This is a genomic window from Candidatus Jidaibacter acanthamoeba, from assembly GCF_000815465.1.
GTDB classification, from domain to species: domain Bacteria; phylum Pseudomonadota; class Alphaproteobacteria; order Rickettsiales; family Midichloriaceae; genus Jidaibacter; species Jidaibacter acanthamoebae.
The window spans coordinates 29,263-47,157 of sequence record NZ_JSWE01000058.1; the positions used below are offsets into that span (position 1 = coordinate 29,263).

12 protein-coding genes and 1 tRNA gene are annotated in these 17,895 nt (G+C 35.0%); 8 read left to right on the top strand and 5 right to left on the bottom strand.

Annotated elements, in window-relative coordinates; genetic code table 11:
• Positions 1 to 36 precede the first annotated feature (36 nt).
• The 4 genes from argS (at position 37) to NF27_RS01560 (ending at position 5,384) form a co-directional block, all read left to right on the top strand.
• Positions 37 to 1,752, top strand: coding sequence for an arginine--tRNA ligase (gene argS / locus NF27_RS01545; RefSeq protein WP_039455098.1), 1,716 nt, complete (start codon positions 37 to 39; stop codon positions 1,750 to 1,752).
• A gap of 76 nt (positions 1,753 to 1,828) precedes the next feature.
• Positions 1,829 to 1,905, top strand: a tRNA-His gene (locus NF27_RS01550).
• Between the two features lie 310 nt (positions 1,906 to 2,215).
• The gene (locus NF27_RS01555) at positions 2,216 to 3,997 is read left to right on the top strand and encodes a coiled-coil domain-containing protein (RefSeq protein ID WP_039455100.1); all 1,782 of its coding nucleotides are present in this window, start codon (positions 2,216 to 2,218) and stop codon (positions 3,995 to 3,997) included.
• Between the two features lie 232 nt (positions 3,998 to 4,229).
• Positions 4,230 to 5,384: a hypothetical protein gene (locus NF27_RS01560; RefSeq protein ID WP_039455101.1), complete on the top strand. Its 1,155-nt coding sequence runs from the start codon at positions 4,230 to 4,232 to the stop codon at positions 5,382 to 5,384.
• Between the two features lie 110 nt (positions 5,385 to 5,494).
• Here NF27_RS01560 and htpG read toward each other — a convergent pair whose 3' ends face one another.
• A complete protein-coding gene (gene htpG / locus NF27_RS01565; RefSeq protein WP_039455103.1) occupies positions 5,495 to 7,381 on the bottom strand; it encodes a molecular chaperone HtpG in 1,887 nt (628 codons plus the stop codon).
• 187 nt (positions 7,382 to 7,568) lie between these two features.
• Between htpG and NF27_RS01570 the strand changes: the two genes are divergently transcribed.
• Positions 7,569 to 8,270 carry a hypothetical protein gene (locus NF27_RS01570; protein ID WP_039455106.1) on the top strand — a complete coding sequence of 234 codons (702 nt, stop codon included), beginning with the start codon at positions 7,569 to 7,571 and terminating at the stop codon, positions 8,268 to 8,270.
• Positions 8,271 to 8,346: 76 nt separating this feature from the next.
• Here the strand turns inward: NF27_RS01570 and NF27_RS01575 are convergent, their stop codons facing one another.
• Positions 8,347 to 8,892: a histidine phosphatase family protein gene (locus NF27_RS01575; RefSeq protein WP_152606814.1), complete on the bottom strand. Its 546-nt coding sequence runs from the start codon at positions 8,890 to 8,892 to the stop codon at positions 8,347 to 8,349.
• A gap of 22 nt (positions 8,893 to 8,914) precedes the next feature.
• On the bottom strand, positions 8,915 to 10,492 hold the full coding sequence (locus NF27_RS01580; RefSeq protein ID WP_039455108.1) for a lysine--tRNA ligase: 1,578 nt from the start codon (positions 10,490 to 10,492) through the stop codon (positions 8,915 to 8,917).
• Between the two features lie 154 nt (positions 10,493 to 10,646).
• Here NF27_RS01580 and NF27_RS01585 point away from each other — a divergent pair, with 154 nt between their 5' ends.
• The 3 genes from NF27_RS01585 (at position 10,647) to NF27_RS01595 (ending at position 13,264) form a co-directional block, all read left to right on the top strand.
• Positions 10,647 to 11,888: an MFS transporter gene (locus NF27_RS01585; protein WP_039455109.1), complete on the top strand. Its 1,242-nt coding sequence runs from the start codon at positions 10,647 to 10,649 to the stop codon at positions 11,886 to 11,888.
• Positions 11,888 to 12,832 (top strand): glycosyltransferase family 2 protein, encoded by a 945-nt coding sequence (locus NF27_RS01590; protein ID WP_039455111.1) that lies wholly within the window; start codon positions 11,888 to 11,890, stop codon positions 12,830 to 12,832. Before NF27_RS01585 ends, NF27_RS01590 begins: the two co-directional genes overlap by 1 nt.
• A gap of 129 nt (positions 12,833 to 12,961) precedes the next feature.
• Positions 12,962 to 13,264 carry a hypothetical protein gene (locus tag NF27_RS01595; protein ID WP_039455113.1) on the top strand — a complete coding sequence of 101 codons (303 nt, stop codon included), beginning with the start codon at positions 12,962 to 12,964 and terminating at the stop codon, positions 13,262 to 13,264.
• A gap of 230 nt (positions 13,265 to 13,494) precedes the next feature.
• Here the strand turns inward: NF27_RS01595 and NF27_RS01600 are convergent, their stop codons facing one another.
• Positions 13,495 to 14,631, bottom strand: coding sequence for a glycoside hydrolase family 3 N-terminal domain-containing protein (locus NF27_RS01600; RefSeq protein WP_053332475.1), 1,137 nt, complete (start codon positions 14,629 to 14,631; stop codon positions 13,495 to 13,497).
• 230 nt (positions 14,632 to 14,861) lie between these two features.
• A complete protein-coding gene (locus tag NF27_RS10975) occupies positions 14,862 to 17,762 on the bottom strand; it encodes an ankyrin repeat domain-containing protein (RefSeq protein WP_053332476.1) in 2,901 nt (966 codons plus the stop codon).
• Positions 17,763 to 17,895 lie beyond the last annotated feature (133 nt).

Sequence of the window (17,895 nt, forward strand, 5' to 3'; positions counted from 1 at the left end):
ATCTACAAATTATATCATTCCTTAGGCACGTAAATTATGAATATTTTTAATCAGTTTTTAGAAAAATTACATCAGATTATAACCATGAAGTACGGCTCGGGAATTGATATGCAATCAATTTCGATGGAGTATCCAAGGGATAAAACGCATGGAGATTTATCAACTAATGCTGCAATGATTTTAACTAAACAGCTCAAAAAAGCACCTAAAGATATTGCTTTAGAAATAGTAGACGAACTAAAGAAGCACCCTGATATTGTTAAATGTGAGATTGCTGGAGCTGGTTTTATCAATATCTTTTTAGAGAGCAGCTTTTGGGCTAATTTAGTCGGGAATGTACTTGAGTCGGGTGAAGAATACGGCAAACTTAATATCGGAGGGGGGAAAAAGATAGGTCTTGAATTTGTATCGGCTAATCCGACGGGACCCATGCATATCGGCCATTCCAGGGGTGCTATATATGGTGACGCATTAGCTAGCCTTCTTGAATTTACCGGATTTAAGGTTACCAGGGAATTCTACATAAATGATTATGGAGGGCAGATTGAGATACTGGGTGAATCAGTCTTTATAAGATATAAAGAAGTTTTAGGGGAAAATGTTACTATGCCGGACGAGTATTACCCGGGGGAATATCTGGTCGAGGTCGGTAAAAAGTTAAAGGATAAATTCGGTGATAAACTACTTCTTGCTGATGAAGTAGAGAGAAAGGATGTCATCAAACAATTTGCGGTAAAAGCCATGATGGGGTTGATTAAGGATGATCTCAAATTGCTTGGTGTCGAGCATGATATATTTACCTCTGAACGCTTTGATATAATTGAGAAAAATAAAAATGAAGAAGCTTTTGAATTATTGAAAAGCAAAGGATTAATTTACCGCGGAATATTAGAAGCGCCTAAAGGTAAAACTCCCGATGACTGGGAGCCGCGCGAGCAGGAATTGTTTAAATCAACCGAGTTCGGAGATGATATTGATAGAGCGCTTAAGAAATCAAACGGCAGCTTTACCTATTTTGCAACTGACATTGCTTATCACTTGGATAAAATACAGAGAGGTTTTGATGAGTTGATATTGCTGCTTGGAGCAGACCATGCCGGGTATATTAAACGTATTAAAGCGGTGGTCAGTGCCTTGAGTGACGGTAAAATTAACCTGGATGTAAAAATTAACCAACTGGTAAACCTGCTTAAAAACGGTGAACCGTTCAAGATGTCAAAGCGTGCGGGTAAGTTTATTACCGTGCAGGATATGGTTGAAGAGGTGGGCAAAGATATTTTACGATTCGTCATGCTTAGCCGTAAGGCGGATACCGTGCTTGATTTGGATTTTGCTAAAGCTAAAGAACAGAGTAAGGAAAACCCTGTGTTCTATGTGCAATATGCTCACACCCGTGCCTGCTCTGTGCTTAGAAAAGCAGCAGAGGCTAATATAAAAGTTGAGCAAGTAGATTATTCTCATCTAAAAGATAGGGGAGAAATAAACTTGATTAAGCAAATTATGCTGTTCCCCAAAATTATTGAAGCTTCAGCTTTAGCTCATGAGCCGCATAGAATCACTTTTTATTTATGTGAGCTTGCGAATGAGTTCCATTCGCTCTGGTCAAGAGGAGTTGAGGATGATAAGCTTAGAGTTATTATTGCTGATAATATGGAGCTTACAAAAGCAAGACTTGCGCTTATTATAGCGGCCAAAAACACCTTAGCAATCGGTCTTGGTATCTTAAAAATTTCAGCACTGGAACAAATGTAGGGATTTTCCTAGAATTTCTCCTAAAAAAGATTTGCTTTTTCGGCAAAGAAAGTTATATATATGTATATCTTTTATGGCGGGCGTAGCTCAGTTGGTTAGAGCGCAAGGTTGTGGTTCTTGAGGCCGCGGATTCGATCTCCGTCGCTCGCCCCATTTTTTTTTTATTTGCAATTTCTAATCTTTATTGAATAAGCTTGTCATTTTTGACATTTTTTATTAAAAAATAATTACTCTTAATATCTTATTAATATAATGTAATAAAAATTAGTATAATTTAGTTTTTTCTTATAAATGATAATATTGTTGTAACAATAATAGATTATAATATACCGATCATAAGTAAATGAATAATTTTAATGTTTTTCAGTAATTTAAAAATGGATAAATTCCTTTTTATAATTATCTGTTAATTAAAAAGTTATCTATTTGATTAAATATTTTAATCCTAAGTGAGAAGAATTTTATGCGAAATTTTGTTAGAAATTATAATCCGTTTACTCTATCTGCCGATGTGGTTAGAGGCGGGTTTAGCTTTGTTAAAGGTACAACCTATTTTATAGGCAAAGATCTTGTAATATTACCGTCTTTAACGATAGCTTCATCAACTGTAGCATTTTTAGGAACTGCTTTACATAATGATAGTATATTAAATTATGGCATTGATTTAAGAGAAAAAGCACAAGATATTTTTTACAGCTCTAAAAATGATTTTTTTGATGCTTTCGGTAAAAATGGGCTTGGAAATATCGCTAAAGGCATAAGTGGTCTAACTGTTCATGCGGCAATTACCAATGCTATCTCATTATATTATTTTAATTTTGCGTATTATGATCTAAAGTATCAATTAAGAGTAGTTTATAACCATGCATTATCCCAAGCAAGCTCTATTTATAGCTACGCGGCAGAGAAAGCTATTATTGCTTATAATTATGCTTATACACAAACAACTTCAATTTTAAATACTGCTTCTATAGAAATTTCTACTGCTCTTCAACCATACTATAATACTGTTTTATCTCATACTCAGCCGATTATAAATATGGCTAACGATTCGGTAAATAGTGTAGCAAAATATGCGGTTGATGCTTTCCATGATCCGAAGCAAGCTTTAACAGCTGTGCAAAATTACGTATCTTCTAATTTTAGTTTTAATTATGCAAATGCCGTAGGGCTCCTTATTTCTAGTGCCCAATTATATGGTGCATATAGTACTTTTAAAAATTTTAATGAGTTAGCAAAATTAGGTGTTAATTATAGGTTCAGTAAATATGCAGTAACATTAGCAGAGCTGGGCGCTGCATCTGTTACTGCTTTACAATCAACCGGACTATATACGTTTACTCCGGAAGTTGTGTTATGCTGTATGGCAGCTCATGCGGTTGGCCATTATGTGATTAACTCTCTGGTTAATATGAAAAAACAAGTGTTTTCTGAACAGCTAAAAACGGAAAGATTAGATGAAAGGATTGAAAACACCGGTAGATTTGCAGCTAAGCAGGTTGAATTGTTACATGCTGCAGAAGCTAAAGTTCAAGAGCTTAATCGGAAAGTAGTGACCCTTGAAAAAGAATCGGAAAGATTAGCTAAAAGACTTGATAATACCGGTGCATATGCAGCTAAGCAGGGTGAATTACTACATGTTGAACAGGGTAGAGTTCAAGAGCGTAATCAGGAAATAGCGGCGCTTAGGAATGAATCGGAAAGATTAAACAAAAGACTTAAAAAAACCGGTGCATATGCAGCTGATAAAGCAGGGCAGCTATGTGCTGAGCAAGGTAAAACATATGAAGCCAGAAAAGCTTTAAATAAAACCGAAGCTGAGTTTGCTCTAACCAAAGAACAATTAGCCGGTCAACGTAAACAGAATGACTTTAAAGATGGGATTCTAGGAAGATTGAGAGAGCATAAATATGAGCAAGGTATTGTTCTAGCTCAAACTAAAGCTGAGTTAGCTCTAACTAAAAAGTATTGTTTGGAAGCTTATGGTGAAAGAAATGAAGTTTTTGCTCAGGGTATGTTAAATGGTATGATAATTGCGGGCTCTGTGCAGGAAGGGATAGATACTCAAGCTCAATTAAATGAAGTTAGTAATCAGTTAGCACGTACTCAAGAACGCTTACAAGAAGTGCAAGAACAGGTAGTGCATCTTCGTAGATTTAATAAGAGGCCATCTGGAGGGTTCAGTGCGAAATTAATTGAGGATGCTCGTAGAGCGGTCGGTAATGCCATAGATAATGGCATCTAATATTTTAGCAGTTATACAGCCAACAAAAAAAGCGTGTGGAAAATATCCCGCGCTTTTTTATTTTCTGGACGGTAATTTAGAATTTTAATTATTAATAAAATTGAAATAATTTACTTAAAATCTATTAAATATTTTTATTTTAAAGCGCAAGTGTAATATTTATGTAGTATAAAGAGGTTGTAATTATATTTAATTAACAATAATAAATATACTACAGCTTCAAGAGGGGTATATGAGAAGAAGTGAAAAAAGAAGGGCGTCGCCGGAAGGCTTAAATAATATTCTTACAAAAAAACAGAAAGTGCAGCCTACACTTGATAAAGTGCCAGTATACGGTGCAGGGGTATTTTGGCGTGAAGGTGAGCCAAAAGCTGAGCGTATTGAAGGTTCTGAATTTCTTGATTCATCGGACTTTATTTGGTATGAGAATAATAGAGTCCAAGAAGATACAATAAATGATAGCTTAGAAGAAGAAATAAACACTAACGCACAGCAATTAGCTGAAACAATTGGAGAACCTATGTCTTTATCCGGTGCTTTTAAATCCGTCGTAAATTTAGTCGAAAGAATTGATTCTTATCCCAAAGTTAAGGATTTGTATCAACAATTTAAGGCTAGCGAGAAGCATAGAACTGCTATCTCTATAGTTAATGATTGTAAAAATGAATTTTTTATAAATTGCTTTGCCACTTCTTTACTAAGCTTTAGCTTACTTGTAAATTTTTCAGCAATTAGGCACTCAGCTACCATGCTTATGTATAGAAGTTTTGATACCTATATAGTTCCGCCTTTCAATCTAGTCTCCGGATTTTTAAGTAACAGTTATTTGGCAATTGAACCGATGCTCGGCGGTAACGTTTTGGATTTGATATCTAATACTAAAGATGTGGTTTTAGAGGCAATTCAAAATGCTCCGAGCCGTTGTGATATTGTTGGTACCGGCTTAGGTTTAGTATTAGCTGCATTTCAAGGAAAATCAGCTTATAGAACATGGGAAAAATTTGGGGAATTGGAAAAATTAGAGAATACTACATATAAATCAAAATATTTGGTTGCCGGATTAGAAGCTGTATGTACGGCTTCTACCTTGCTTCATTCTACCGCTCTGATTACCGTGCCGCCGGTTTATTTAGCTAGCTCAGCCGTGCTATATTGTATATCTCATTATGTTATTCAACCTGTTCTTGATAAATATGCTTCGCAATATAGTCAGATAGAGCAACTTAAGAAAGAGAATAGAAGATTAGCTAAAGGTAAGGATAAATTGAGTGATGGGGATGAACAACTGCAAATAGATGAAGAACCGGAATATATATTTAAATCTTCTCCGACTAGTTATGCACATTCAAGCTCCTCTTCCTCGAGCAGCTGTTCTTACACAAGATAAATGTAAGCAAAAAAATACTTAGAATAACTTAGGTTGTAAGTTCCAGTTAATAATAACAAAGCCCCTTGTGTGTGTGGGTAACTATCAAAGGGCTTTATAATATAATAAAATTAAGCGGATACCGCTTTAGCAATAAACTCATTTATTTTCTTAGTGAAAGCGTATGGGTCATCCATAGCTTCACCGGCGATTAGGCATGCCTGATTAAATATAATTTCAACTAAATCGGCTGCTTTATTTTCCTCACTGCCAAGTAGCTTTTTAATATTAATTAAAATCGGGTGGTTCGGGTTAATTTCTAAAATTTTAGCAGTTTTTTTAGAAAGCTGCTTTTGGTCTATAAGGTATTTTTCCATTCTGATATTCATTGCTCCTTCCGGAATAGCCAGACATGATGGACTATCAACCAGTTTTTTAGAAATTTTTACCTCCTTAACCCTATCGGTTAGAACGTTTTTAATATAAGTAACCAGTTCTTCATCGTTAGCTTGAGTGGAGCTATCTTCAGTATCAGGCATTTTTTCTTCTTGAGGTGCTTCAATTTTCTTAATACTGTCTAAATCAATTCCTGCCGTATTAATTGAGCGTAATTCTTTGTTTTTATATTGATTAATTACATTTACCCAGAAGTCGTCAACGTAATCAGGTAATAAAATTACTTCAATATCACGCTTGGCAAAGCCTTCCAGTTGAGGATTTTTTCTCAAATCTTCCAGGCTAATTCCGGTTAAGAAATAAATGTGTTCCTGTCCGTCAAGCATATTGCTTATATATTCATCAAGGCTAATTAAGTTTTCACCTGATTTAGTAGTATAAAAGCGGCATGCTTCAAGTAACTGTTCTTTTTCCTCCAGAGCACCTTCACACAAACCTTCTTTCATAACCTCGCCGAAGTTAAGCCAAAACTTCTTATACTCTTCTTTCTCTTGCTCAGCTTTAGTTTTAAGCGTAGATAATACACGTTTTACAATAGATTTTCTTATCTTTGTTATAATCTGATTATGTTGAAAAGTTTCTCGGCTGATGTTTAGCGGCAAATCTTCCGAGTCAATCACCCCCCTCAAGAACCTTAAATATGAAGGAATAAGATTCGGTTCATCTTCAGTGATAAATACTTTTTTTACATACAATTTTACTCTTCCCTTACGGTCAGGATGGAATAAATCAAAAGGTTTTTGGCTGGGTATATAAAGTAAGCTGGTATACTCTACTGCACCTTCTGCTTTATTATGTAAAGTTATCCAAGGAGTATCGGGAGCATGTGCTACATGATGGTAGAACTCTTTATACTGCTCTTCACTAATTTCCCCCTTGCTTCTAGTCCAAAGTGCGGAAGCGGAGTTGACGAGTTCCGAATTAGCATTTTCATCGACCAGATATATAGGGAAAGAAATGTGATCCGAATATGTTTTTATAATATATTGCAGCTTATATTTTTCTAAATATTCAATGTCGGAATCTTGAATAGTAAGCCTGATTTCAGTGCCTCTGGATTTAGGTTCTGCGGAAGATGAGATGGAATATTCCCCACTTCCTTCCGATTCCCAAACATAAGTTTGATCCTGGCCTGCTTTAGTAGAATAAACTTTAACTTTTTTCGCAACCATAAAAGCGGAATAAAACCCAACCCCGAATTGCCCGATAAGCTGTAAACCTTCTTTAGAGTTTTTATCCTGCAGATTAGAAAGGAATTTTTGGGTACCGGAGCTTGCAATAGTTCCCAGGTTTTGAATAAGATCATTCTTATCCATCCCGATACCATTATCTCGAATTACAAGCTCACCGTTTTGCTTATCAATAATTATTTCAATTTTTAGCTCATCTTCAGTAGCAAAGGTAGGATTATTTATTGACTCATACCTAAGCTTATCGCATGCATCTGAAGCATTGGAAATCAGTTCTCTTAAAAATATATCTTTATTAGTATAAAGAGAGTGAATCATAAGTTGTAAAACTTTGCCGACCTCGGCATCAAATTTTCTGATTTCTTGAGACATAGCCATATCAATTAAAAATTATTTTCAAGAAATGATATAATAATTAATTATTAATTCTCAACCCCTATTATTAAAAATAATTTTAAAAAATATATTTGATTAATTATTAAAAATTTGCGACAATTAAATTATATATTTGATCAAATATTTAATGTTTTATTATTAATTAATGAAAATAGGGGGAATTATGAGTAAGGGAGTGGTAAAAGAGGTTTTAGATGTATTAAATAGTTTAGGTAACTTAGCTGAGGGTGCGGTTAAAATGGATCCGAATGAGGTAATGAGTTCTACTAAATCGCTTGTGGCGGAATTAGGTGGATTAATTAGCCAAAGCGGAGATATCAGAAAAGACTTAAAGGGTAATATCAGTAGTATAATTGATGAATTTAAAGATAATAAAACCCCTGCCGACATAATTAACGACTTGGTAAAACTGGAGCAAAATTTTGAGCAAATATCCGGATCGTTTATAGTTCTTAAGGATGCATTGGTTGCTACAATTACTAAATTGAAAGAAGCTTTCGTAGAAATAAAAGACTATGTAAGCCAAGTGGTTCAAAGCGGTAAAGAGATGGTGAGTACTTTTATAGCCACAGATAAAGAACTTATCGCAGGGATTAAATCAACATGGAGTGAATCTAAGAATGAAACAAGCGGGCACCATGATCTCGGGTTCTTCTTTAAACAAGTTGCCGGGAAAACTAAGGAAGTTATCAAGGATCAGATTGAAGCTGTAGGAAAGTGTGTGCATGATGTAGTTGCAATAAATGATACTAAAAAGCTAATTGATTTTGCCGAAGGTCTCTTAAGTTCCGCTCAAAACAGCTCGGATTCTTATATGGCTATAGAGCCGGCTTATAATGTATCTTCAGTACATAGCGATCTATAATTACTAAAACATTATTATAAAGAAACGGTCTAACAACATCAAATGTTAGATCGTTTTTTTATTGGAAGTTTAAAGCTTAAAGTTTTAGATCTACCATTAAAGAAAATCCTTCCAAATAGCCGATATATCTGGTTTTAATTTCCTCAAATTGAGAAGAAAATTTATAGCCGATTAAGTTAAGTATGGTTCCGTGACCGATAATTAATACGTGAGAAAGTTCAGATGACGGGTTATATTGCTTAATAGCACTTAATATATCAGTATAAGCTTTATTAGTATATCTTTCCCAGGAATTGTTTTTATCTTTGCTTAAGATTTCATTGGGGGTGGCATAGGGACGTAGCATAATACTTTTACTGACTTCGCTGATATCTTTATCATCTTCGGGCAAGTATAAAGTAGGAATCTCAATATAGGGGACTTTAGTGCTTACCCCATAAAGAATAATATCAGCTGTTTCTCTGGTTCTTACCGCCGAAGAATGAATTACTAAGTCATACTTAACACCATTCGATATCTTTTTATAAGTTAAGGCTTGTTCAATGCCTTTTGAGGTCAAAATCCTGTTTTTGTCGTCACCGGCGGGGCTTGAATGTGCGTGTCTTAAAAGAGTTAATCTCATAATTTGATTTACTGGGGGGTTACTAAATTTGATAATTACTTTTAATCTTGCTATCAATTAATTCTATAGTCTCCTTTATGCCGTATAAAGCAATAAATGAACCGAACCTCGGACCTTGCGCAGAACCGAGTAGAACCTCATATAATGCCTGAAACCATAGCTTTAATTCTAAATTAAATTCTTTACCTACCGTAAAAGTTAGAGTTTGAAGCTCATCAATTGAAGGAGAATCTAAACTGGATAAATATTCTTTAAATTTAATGAGAGCTGATCTCTCAATCTCGGTAGGTGCTCTAAACTTTTTATTGGGTTTTATAAAGTCGTGGTAGTAGTTAATTGCACACTTTATCATTTTATCAACAAAGCTATTTTCTTTTTCTTCTATGCTTGCATCGTATCTTTTTATATATTTCCAAATTACTTTCGGATCTTCAAGATGGCTTGCACTTACTAAATTCAGTAATAAAGAGTATGTAATTGTAGTCTCCGGTTTAGGCGGGCTACCCTTATGTATATGATATACGGGATTAGCCAATCTTTTCTTTTCATCTTGCTCGGTGTGATAACTGTTTAAGTAATTTAAATAGTCGTCAACATTTTTAGGTATTACATCAAAATACAGTTTTTTAGCTTTCTGAGGAGATTGGTACATAAATAAAGATAAACTTTCCGGCGGTGCATATCTGAGCCATTCATCAAGAGTAATTCCGTTACCTTTGGATTTAGATATTTTTTGACCGTTTTCATCTAAGAATAATTCATAATACATTTGGTGCGGAGCTTTGCCCCCGATTGTTTTACAAATTCTGGTATAAATAGGGCCATTGACTAAGTGATCCTTACCGTACATCTCAAAATCTACATCAAAAGCAGCCCATCTCATTCCGAAATCAGGCTTCCATTGTAATTTACAATTACCGTCGGTTACTTTGACCGTAACTATTTCTCCGCTCTCATCCTTATATCTGATTAATCCGTTTTCTGCGTCTCTATCAATGATTAAAACCTGAAGTACTTTTCCGCTCTTAGGGCAGATGGGTAAAAACGGGCTATAAGTTGCCCGTCGTTCTTCACCCAAAGTAGGTAACATTATATCCATTATTTCATCATAATGCTTTAAAACCTTTAGTAAGCTTTCATTAAACACGCCGCTTTTATAGCATTCGGTTGAGCTAAAAAACTCATATTCAAAATTAAAAGCATCAAGAAATGCCCTTAACCTTGCATTCATGTGATGCCCGAAGCTTTCACATGTATTAAAAGGATCGGGAATCTTAGTTAAAGGTAAATCCAAGTATTTTTTATATTCTTCTTTATTCGGTATTGTATCGGGAATTTTTCTCATCCCGTCCATATCATCCGAAATGCAAAATAGCCTGGTCGGTATATCGGAAATAAGCTCAAAAGCTTTCCTTACCATAGTGGTTCTAACTACTTCACCGAATGTTCCGATATGAGGAAGTCCGGAAGGTCCATAGCCGGTTTCAAAAAGAACATATCCTTTCTTCGGAAGTTGATTATTTATTTTTTTTAAAATTGCTTCAGCTTCTTTAAAAGGCCAAGCATTACTTTCTAAAGCTTTAGTAATAATATCAGACATGTATTTCTATTATATTGTTTTATAGATAATTTTTTAATGGAATATATTTAAAACATTATAATAAGACAAGGCAAATTATGGATTGCAAAATATTAATTGCAATTATAAGATCTTTCAACATAATACACTCTGTTAAAAATTTATTTAATTGGTAATGAAAAAAAGAAAAGTTGTAAGCTCTGCTTTGGTAGGAAATATTGTAGAATATTATGATTTTGGTATCTACGCAGTTTTTGTACCAAAGATAGCAGCGTTGTTTTTTCCTGCCGCTGATAAGTCTATACAGATACTTTTGACTTTAAGTGTATTTGCCGTAGGGTTTTTAATGCGACCGATAGGCGGAATGATATTCGGTCATATCGGTGATATTTTCGGAAGAAAACTTGCGCTTACCATATCAATTGTTTTGATGGCGGTTTGCACTATGGCTATAGGATTATTGCCCGGTTATGAAACAATAGGTATATTAGCGCCCATATTATTAGTATTGATCAGGCTTGTGCAAGGCATATGCGTCGGCGGTGAAAGCGCAGGTTCGGCGATATTTATCTTAGAACATCTTGAAGGGTATAAACCCGGGTTCGTAGGGAGCATAGTTATGGCTTCCAATATGATGGGGACTCTGCTTGCTAATTTTGTAGGGATATTAATTGTCAGCTTTTTCGGGGATAGTGATTTTGCATGGCGTTATGGCTTTTTATTCGGCGGGTTAATGGGATTAACCGGCCTTTACATGCGTTATAATGTTAGTGAAACTCCCGTATTTCAAGCCAGGAAAGATGAAAACTTAACCGTTAAGTCTCCACTACTTGAGGCGATTAATAAAAGCTGGAGAAGATTGCTGGTCGTTTGCTTCCTCGGCGGGGTGACCGCAGCTCTGGCTTATATGATCAGAGGATACTTTAACGTGTTCTTTGAGACTGATCTTAAGTACGATAAGCTAATGACCGGGTATTTTACTTCCTTTGCATTATTTATCATGATTGTTATGATGCCGTTTTTCGGTATCTTAGCTGACAAGGTGGGGTATAGGAAGTTCCTTTATATAACTTGCTACGTGATTATTATAGGTGTTGTTCCGATATTTATGATGATTACCGATCCAAGTCATAGTATTCTAAAAGTTTTTTTTGCAATTTTCTTATTCGCCATGCTGGCCAGTGCAATTTGCGCACCGGCTTATCCTTATGCAATCAGTGCATTTGCACCTGAACTCAGATATTCAGGAGTAGCGGTAAGTTGGAATATAGGAATTGCTTTATTCGGCGGAACTACGCCTGCAATTTCAAAGTTCTTAGTAAATAAATTCGGGGTGAATGCTCCGGCACTTTATATTGTTGTAATGTGCACATGCTTTATAGCAATCAGCTTTTTAACCAGAAGAGATAAGCACTAATGAAATTATCAGTTATTGTTCCCGTAATGAATGAAAAGGATAATATTAAGCCTCTAGTAATTAGCATTAATAAGGCGCTTGCAGGTATTGAACATGAAATTATATTTGTAGATGACGGTTCCACTGATAATACGGTGGAAGAAATTTTAAAACTTGAACAGAAAAATATAAGGCTATTAGTTTTTACAAGAAATTTCGGTCAGACTTCAGCGCTTGCCGCAGGAATTGAGGCAGCTGACGGTGAATATATTGCAACCATCGACGGTGACTTGCAAAATGACCCGGAAGATATCCCGCTTTTACTGAAAAAACTTGAAGCAGAAAATCTTGATGTGGTAGCCGGAATTAGAGCTAATAGAAATGACGGTTTTATCTTAAGGAAAATACCAAGTAAAGTTGCAAATTTCTTAATTAGAAAACTATCACAAGTAGAGATAACGGATACCGGGTGTACTTTAAAGGTGTTTAAAAGTTATTTAGCTAAAAAGCTTGATTTACATGGAGAGCTTCATAGATTTATACCGATTCTCGCCAGTCTTCACGGGGCAAAAATTGCCGAGGTTCCCACTCGTCATTATGCCCGCCAATTCGGCACGTCAAAATATGGTATAGGCCGGACGTTAAAAGTGTTAAGCGACTTAATTTTAATGCTGTTTTTTCAAAAATATAAGCAAAAGCCAATGCATTTATTCGGCACTTTAGGAGTATTATTGTTTGGTATCGGAAGTTTAATCAGCACCTATATGCTATGGCTGAAAATTTGCGGGGAGAGCATAGGTCATAGGCCGCTATTCTTTATAGGGGTGCTTTGCATTATTGCTGCATTCCAGTTTATTACTACCGGGTTTATCGCAGAATTAATGATGAGAACCTATTACGGTTCCCAGAAAATGAAGCCCTATAGTATTAGTTCCGAATATAAAGACGGTGAGAAAGTTAGATAGTTAAAAACTAAAGGTAAGTTTGTTACCTTTGCAATAGTTATTTTTGATAAATATACCTTTTGTTATAAAATGAAAAATTTATATTTATACAATTTTTTATTTAATGAATGTTAAATATAAGGAAAGAAAATGAGTATCGCAGATATGATTTTCGGTGAAGTTGTTAATTTAAAAGCAGGTAAACTACTTGCTCTTAAGGGAGAGAAAGTAAAAGTTAGTAAAAAGTGCTCTTTGGAAGCATTAAAAATTGAAATAATTAATTCTGAGATGAATTTGGGAAAAGAAGCTCATTTTATTGCTGAGCAGTTTTACTGTAAGAACAGTAAAATAATAGCACAAGATATATATTTACCTGCTCAAGATCACCTGTATAATACAAATTGCGAGTTTATAGGGAAAGTACATTTTAATTTTCAAAATGATGAGTTATAAATTTACAAAATTAAATATTTTACAAAGTAGGTTTACTTCTTTTAAAATCTAATTTTTATTCTTTAATTTCATTTAAAAACTCCCTAATTACGCTCGGGAAAGAATTCATAAATGCATATCTTCGCACCTCAGTAGAGGGGGGCGCTCTGCCCCCTGATACGCATTTATCCTAACTTAATTTATAATGAAATTGCTAAATAAAGCGGTTGTAAAAAAATAAGGGTTCGAATTTATACTAATTGTAACTTGTTTTTAAGCTTATCAATTCTATTATATGACTCTTCGATTCTTTCTTGAGAAATCTTACCTTCATCTATAGCTTGCTTAACAATATCTACAAACTTTGCAGGCAAGTCATAATCCTGCTCACAGTTTTCAACTCCCCCGCAGGCTGCTTTATTATTAGAAATAACCAATAGGTCATTCCCTGCATCAATAGATCGTATTATCGCTTCTTCAATTCCATAGCTTCCTATTATTGCTCCCATATGTAAATCATCGGTTACAATCACCCCGTCATAATCCTTATCTCTTAGCAATGTTTTTAAAACAGTAGGAGATAAAGTGATCGGATGAAGCGGATCCAGCTTTGTATTAACCACATGTGCTGTCATTATCATATCCACCTTATCTGATGCAATAAGATCATAAAAAGGCTTTAATTCTCTTTCATGTACGGTTTCGGTTACATCCACCATACCTTTATGAGTATCGCCACTTGCGAGCCCGTGACCCGGGAAGTGTTTAAGGGCTGTAAATGTATTAAACTTATGATGAGAGTCAATAAAAGCATTTGCATAATCAACTATTTTCTCAATATCTCCACCGAAACTTCTGCCTAATCCCCCTATTACACTGCAAGGCTTCTCTTCATCGTTAATATCAACCACGGGGGCGAAGTTTAAGTTTATACCGTTTTTGTTTAATTCCTTGGCTAAATTATCATATATATCGGATGCGCCATCTATATCATAATTATTTGCAACATCATAAGCTGAAGGGAAGCCTGTGAATCCTTTATCCTTAATAAGACGCTGAACTTTCCCGCCTTCCTGATCGGCAGCAACAAAAGCATACGGGTTTGCCTGGTGTAGGGATTTTGTTAACTCTCCCAGCTGCTCGGGATTTTCGATATTATAACGAAAAAGGATTGTACCGCCCAGCAACCCGCTTTTCAAATAAGAAATAGTTTTTTGAACATTAGGGTCTGTACTGTGTACACCTTCAAAGCCCATTATTAACATGGAGCCGATTTGTTTTTCAAGCGGAATGACAGCCTCTCCTACTTTTAAATCATCATGATTTAAGGGGTGGTCTTCTAGAGGGTAAGTAGTATTATTTGTACTAAATATAAACTCATGCTCCATTTTCTTACTCTATCAATTTTGATTAGAATGAAGTTTATTACAAAGGATCTTGAGTGTATAGTTAAAAAATTTAAAACTAATAAAATATTAAATTTAGGTTTATTAACTATATCTCTATTATTCTGTAATATTTAGAGTTTTATATTTTATAAAATAAAAGTAATAGTCGCTTTGATTATTACTTTTAGTTTTTAGTAACCTAAGAGCACTACATACTGCTCTGAAATGTATTAAAGTATTGAAGCATACTGATAACCTTGAACATTACCGGAGTTATTTTTTTCAACTTTGCCCGTCAAAGTTGAGGTATCTTCTTTGTTTGCTTCAGGAGTTTTTAACGATTTTTCATTATCTGCAAAGTAATTTAAAGCAAATTCTTTAACTATGTAAATTCCCTCTAATGTCATATTAAATGCTTCTTTTACACCATAAAATGCATAGGAGATAACGCTATAAGCCATAACAGCTAAAGAGCAGGTTGCATTGAATACAAATTTACAAACTTCCCAACTTTGAGAAGGCCATTTATATAAGGCATAAGCACTGCCGGCCAAAGCTACTGCAGGTAAGGAATAGATGCTGTCATAAAATTCCCTTATCCCTACATGTAAGGCGGAATTAACCATAGCCCCAAGAGTAGAAATTCCTTCCGCTAAATAATGATGAACTTTATTGCGGGAAGATCCGGCTGCATATGCTATGCCTTTTACTCCTCCGTCAAGCACGGCATGCATAATATTAGCCGAGGCGCCGCTGATCAATTCAAATAAAGTTTTCGGTTCATAATCATTCTCTAAGCCTTTTTTAAATTCATGCTCAACAATTCTGAAAGTAGTATCTAAATCCACCCCTTCAATTGTTAGGTTATGGCAAAATTCTACAAAATCATCAAAAGAAATATTTTGGTTAGAATGATTTTTTTCAACTTGTACTTGTTTAAGTATTTCAGGGGAGTGTAATAACTGTTCGAATTTTTCCAAGTTATATCTGGTTTCTAAATCTACTGACAAAGCACCGAGCTTAACCAGGCTATGAAATTTGTAGAATAACTCTCTTTTTTCTCCTGAAGCAAAAATCTCTTCCACCAATTTCTGATGATTAGAGGAGATAAATATTGCAGTTAGCTTCTCTAAAGAAGTACTATTTATTTTATAACCATAGTTAGTCTTTTCATAAGCCTGCTTAATTTCTTCGCTCAAATTTTCTAAAGCTTTACGAGTCCAAGGAGCCATCCAATGATTGCCTAAATCTTGTTTTAAACGATAATAACGGTTAAATAAAGTTTCCGCCATTATAAGCTGTGCTTCTTTGCTTAATCTTAATTCCGAGGTATCACCTGAAGTTGTCGGTATACTTTCAGTTGTAAAGAAAGCATTTTTAATATTTCTATAGCCTACATGGTTTGCCATGTAATTTTTTAAGTCATCCCCGGCTATAACTTTGCCGTACCAATTAATATGGAATGCACCGATCATCGGTTTTTTATCCATATTAATTAGAGTATCGTTAGCATATTCGGTATCCAAGATAGTTCTGGATAATACATAGAGAGGGTTTTTTGCATCAAGATAAGCTTTATAAGCAATAACTACATTTAATGCATAATCTACTAATCTAATAACCGGGTAAAATATGGTTCTACCGATTATACCTAACCCGATATAATTAATTATTGCATTCTTTGCAGTAGTAAGAGCTATTGAAATACCCAGGGTTATAAAAAACTTAGCCTTAAAGCTAAGTTCAAATCCACCGAAACTCGGATCGGCACCTGCGGCGATTAATTTTTCAATAGCACCGTGGTCTCCTCTTAGTTCGGCGATACCTTGTTCATTTTTTATAACCGAATGCTCTAGTAAAATTTGCATTGCGGTTTTACCATCTACTTTATTTTTAGCATTTAAATCAAGTCTTTTATCTTTAAGTAGTGCAGTAATTATGCTGTTCTTAGCAAGTTTTAAATCTTTTATTGTTTCGGATTGCTCTTCGCTCGATTTATTCAGTTCTTTAACTTGCTCATTTGTATAGAGAGCGGCATACATTAAGGCATTATAACCGTTTCCATCAATTAGGGTAGGATCGGCGCCCATAGCAATCAGCTTTCTGGCAAGAGCTGAATTACCTTCTTTACAAGCTTCCATAAGCGGAGTAAGGCCTGAAGGCTGTCTTTTTTCAACGTGCGCAATTTCATTAGCACCAAAGCCGAACAGTTCGTGCTCAACCATGATATCTAAGAGATCAAATCTACCTTTTTCAAAAGTTTGGTAAAATAAATCCATATGATCTTCCAAAACTCCTTTGGGGAGCTTTTTATTATCCAAGCAGAGTTTTATAAAACTAAGGTCATTATTTCTAAACGCCAAGCTCAAGCATTCGGCCAGCTCCGCTTTGGCAGGGAAATATTCTTGGGTTATTTTATCGCCTGAAAACTTGGTTATAAACCCTAACTTTTCTTTGTGTCTTGCTATTTCCTTATCAACCTGCTCAGGAGGCAGGACTAAAGTCTTAGGAGCTGAGATAATTTCGCCGTCACGAGTAAGGTCATGCAGTTGAATAACCGCTAACTTGCCTGCTCTGACTCTCTTAATTATCTTATCATTAGTTAGGTCTAAGTATTCACCGGCTAATGAACCCGATGTTCTGGCATGATTAATCGCTTCTCTCAGTAAATTTATATCAAGTTCTACTTCATTAGGGTTAAGCAGTTTTTTGATACTCTCCTGCATCACTTCCACAATATAAGGCCTTGCAAGGTAGGCTACCATCTGACTTAGCTGAAGTAGGCTTACTTGCTCGGGAGAAGTATCCTGAACCAGTTCAAGCTCGTGATTTACTATAGCTTTATATGCATGTAATAACTTGCCTCTAACGGAAGAATTTTGGCTTACGCCTTCTTTCATAAGTTCAGTTATTTCTTCTTGAAAAATTCCTAAGCTAACCTGAAGGGTTAAAAGCCTATTCATAATGAAAGGAGTTAAAAAAGAATCACTTAATTTCTTTAGCTCTTCAGCTTCAGCCGGATCTTCAGTAAGATTGTTAAGCATATGAAGTAAAGATTCATCAAATTCTCTAGCTTCCATAGAAGTTGTTTGGATCTCGTCCGTGCGTACACTTGTATCTTTTGAGTTCATAGCTAAAAAACTATATTAATATCCCCTTATAAAATTATTATAACATACTTGTATTAAAAAAATAATACATAATTAGATTTTCTTGTATTTTTAATAATAAACTATTAATAAGTTGATTTATGTGGTGCTATCC

Coding starts and splice junctions, on each gene's coding strand:
- htpG (WP_039455103.1), bottom strand. CDS start 7,381: ATGTCTCAAGAAATCAGAAAATTTGATGCCGAGGTCGGCAAAGTTTTA.
- NF27_RS01570 (WP_039455106.1), top strand. CDS start 7,569: ATGAGTAAGGGAGTGGTAAAAGAGGTTTTAGATGTATTAAATAGTTTA.
- NF27_RS01590 (WP_039455111.1), top strand. CDS start 11,888: ATGAAATTATCAGTTATTGTTCCCGTAATGAATGAAAAGGATAATATT.
- NF27_RS10975 (WP_053332476.1), bottom strand. CDS start 17,762: ATGAACTCAAAAGATACAAGTGTACGCACGGACGAGATCCAAACAACT.
- NF27_RS01580 (WP_039455108.1), bottom strand. CDS start 10,492: ATGTCTGATATTATTACTAAAGCTTTAGAAAGTAATGCTTGGCCTTTT.
- NF27_RS01585 (WP_039455109.1), top strand. CDS start 10,647: ATGAAAAAAAGAAAAGTTGTAAGCTCTGCTTTGGTAGGAAATATTGTA.
- NF27_RS01600 (WP_053332475.1), bottom strand. CDS start 14,631: ATGGAGCATGAGTTTATATTTAGTACAAATAATACTACTTACCCTCTA.
- argS (WP_039455098.1), top strand. CDS start 37: ATGAATATTTTTAATCAGTTTTTAGAAAAATTACATCAGATTATAACC.
- NF27_RS01575 (WP_152606814.1), bottom strand. CDS start 8,892: ATGAGATTAACTCTTTTAAGACACGCACATTCAAGCCCCGCCGGTGAC.
- NF27_RS01560 (WP_039455101.1), top strand. CDS start 4,230: ATGAGAAGAAGTGAAAAAAGAAGGGCGTCGCCGGAAGGCTTAAATAAT.
- NF27_RS01595 (WP_039455113.1), top strand. CDS start 12,962: ATGAGTATCGCAGATATGATTTTCGGTGAAGTTGTTAATTTAAAAGCA.
- NF27_RS01555 (WP_039455100.1), top strand. CDS start 2,216: ATGCGAAATTTTGTTAGAAATTATAATCCGTTTACTCTATCTGCCGAT.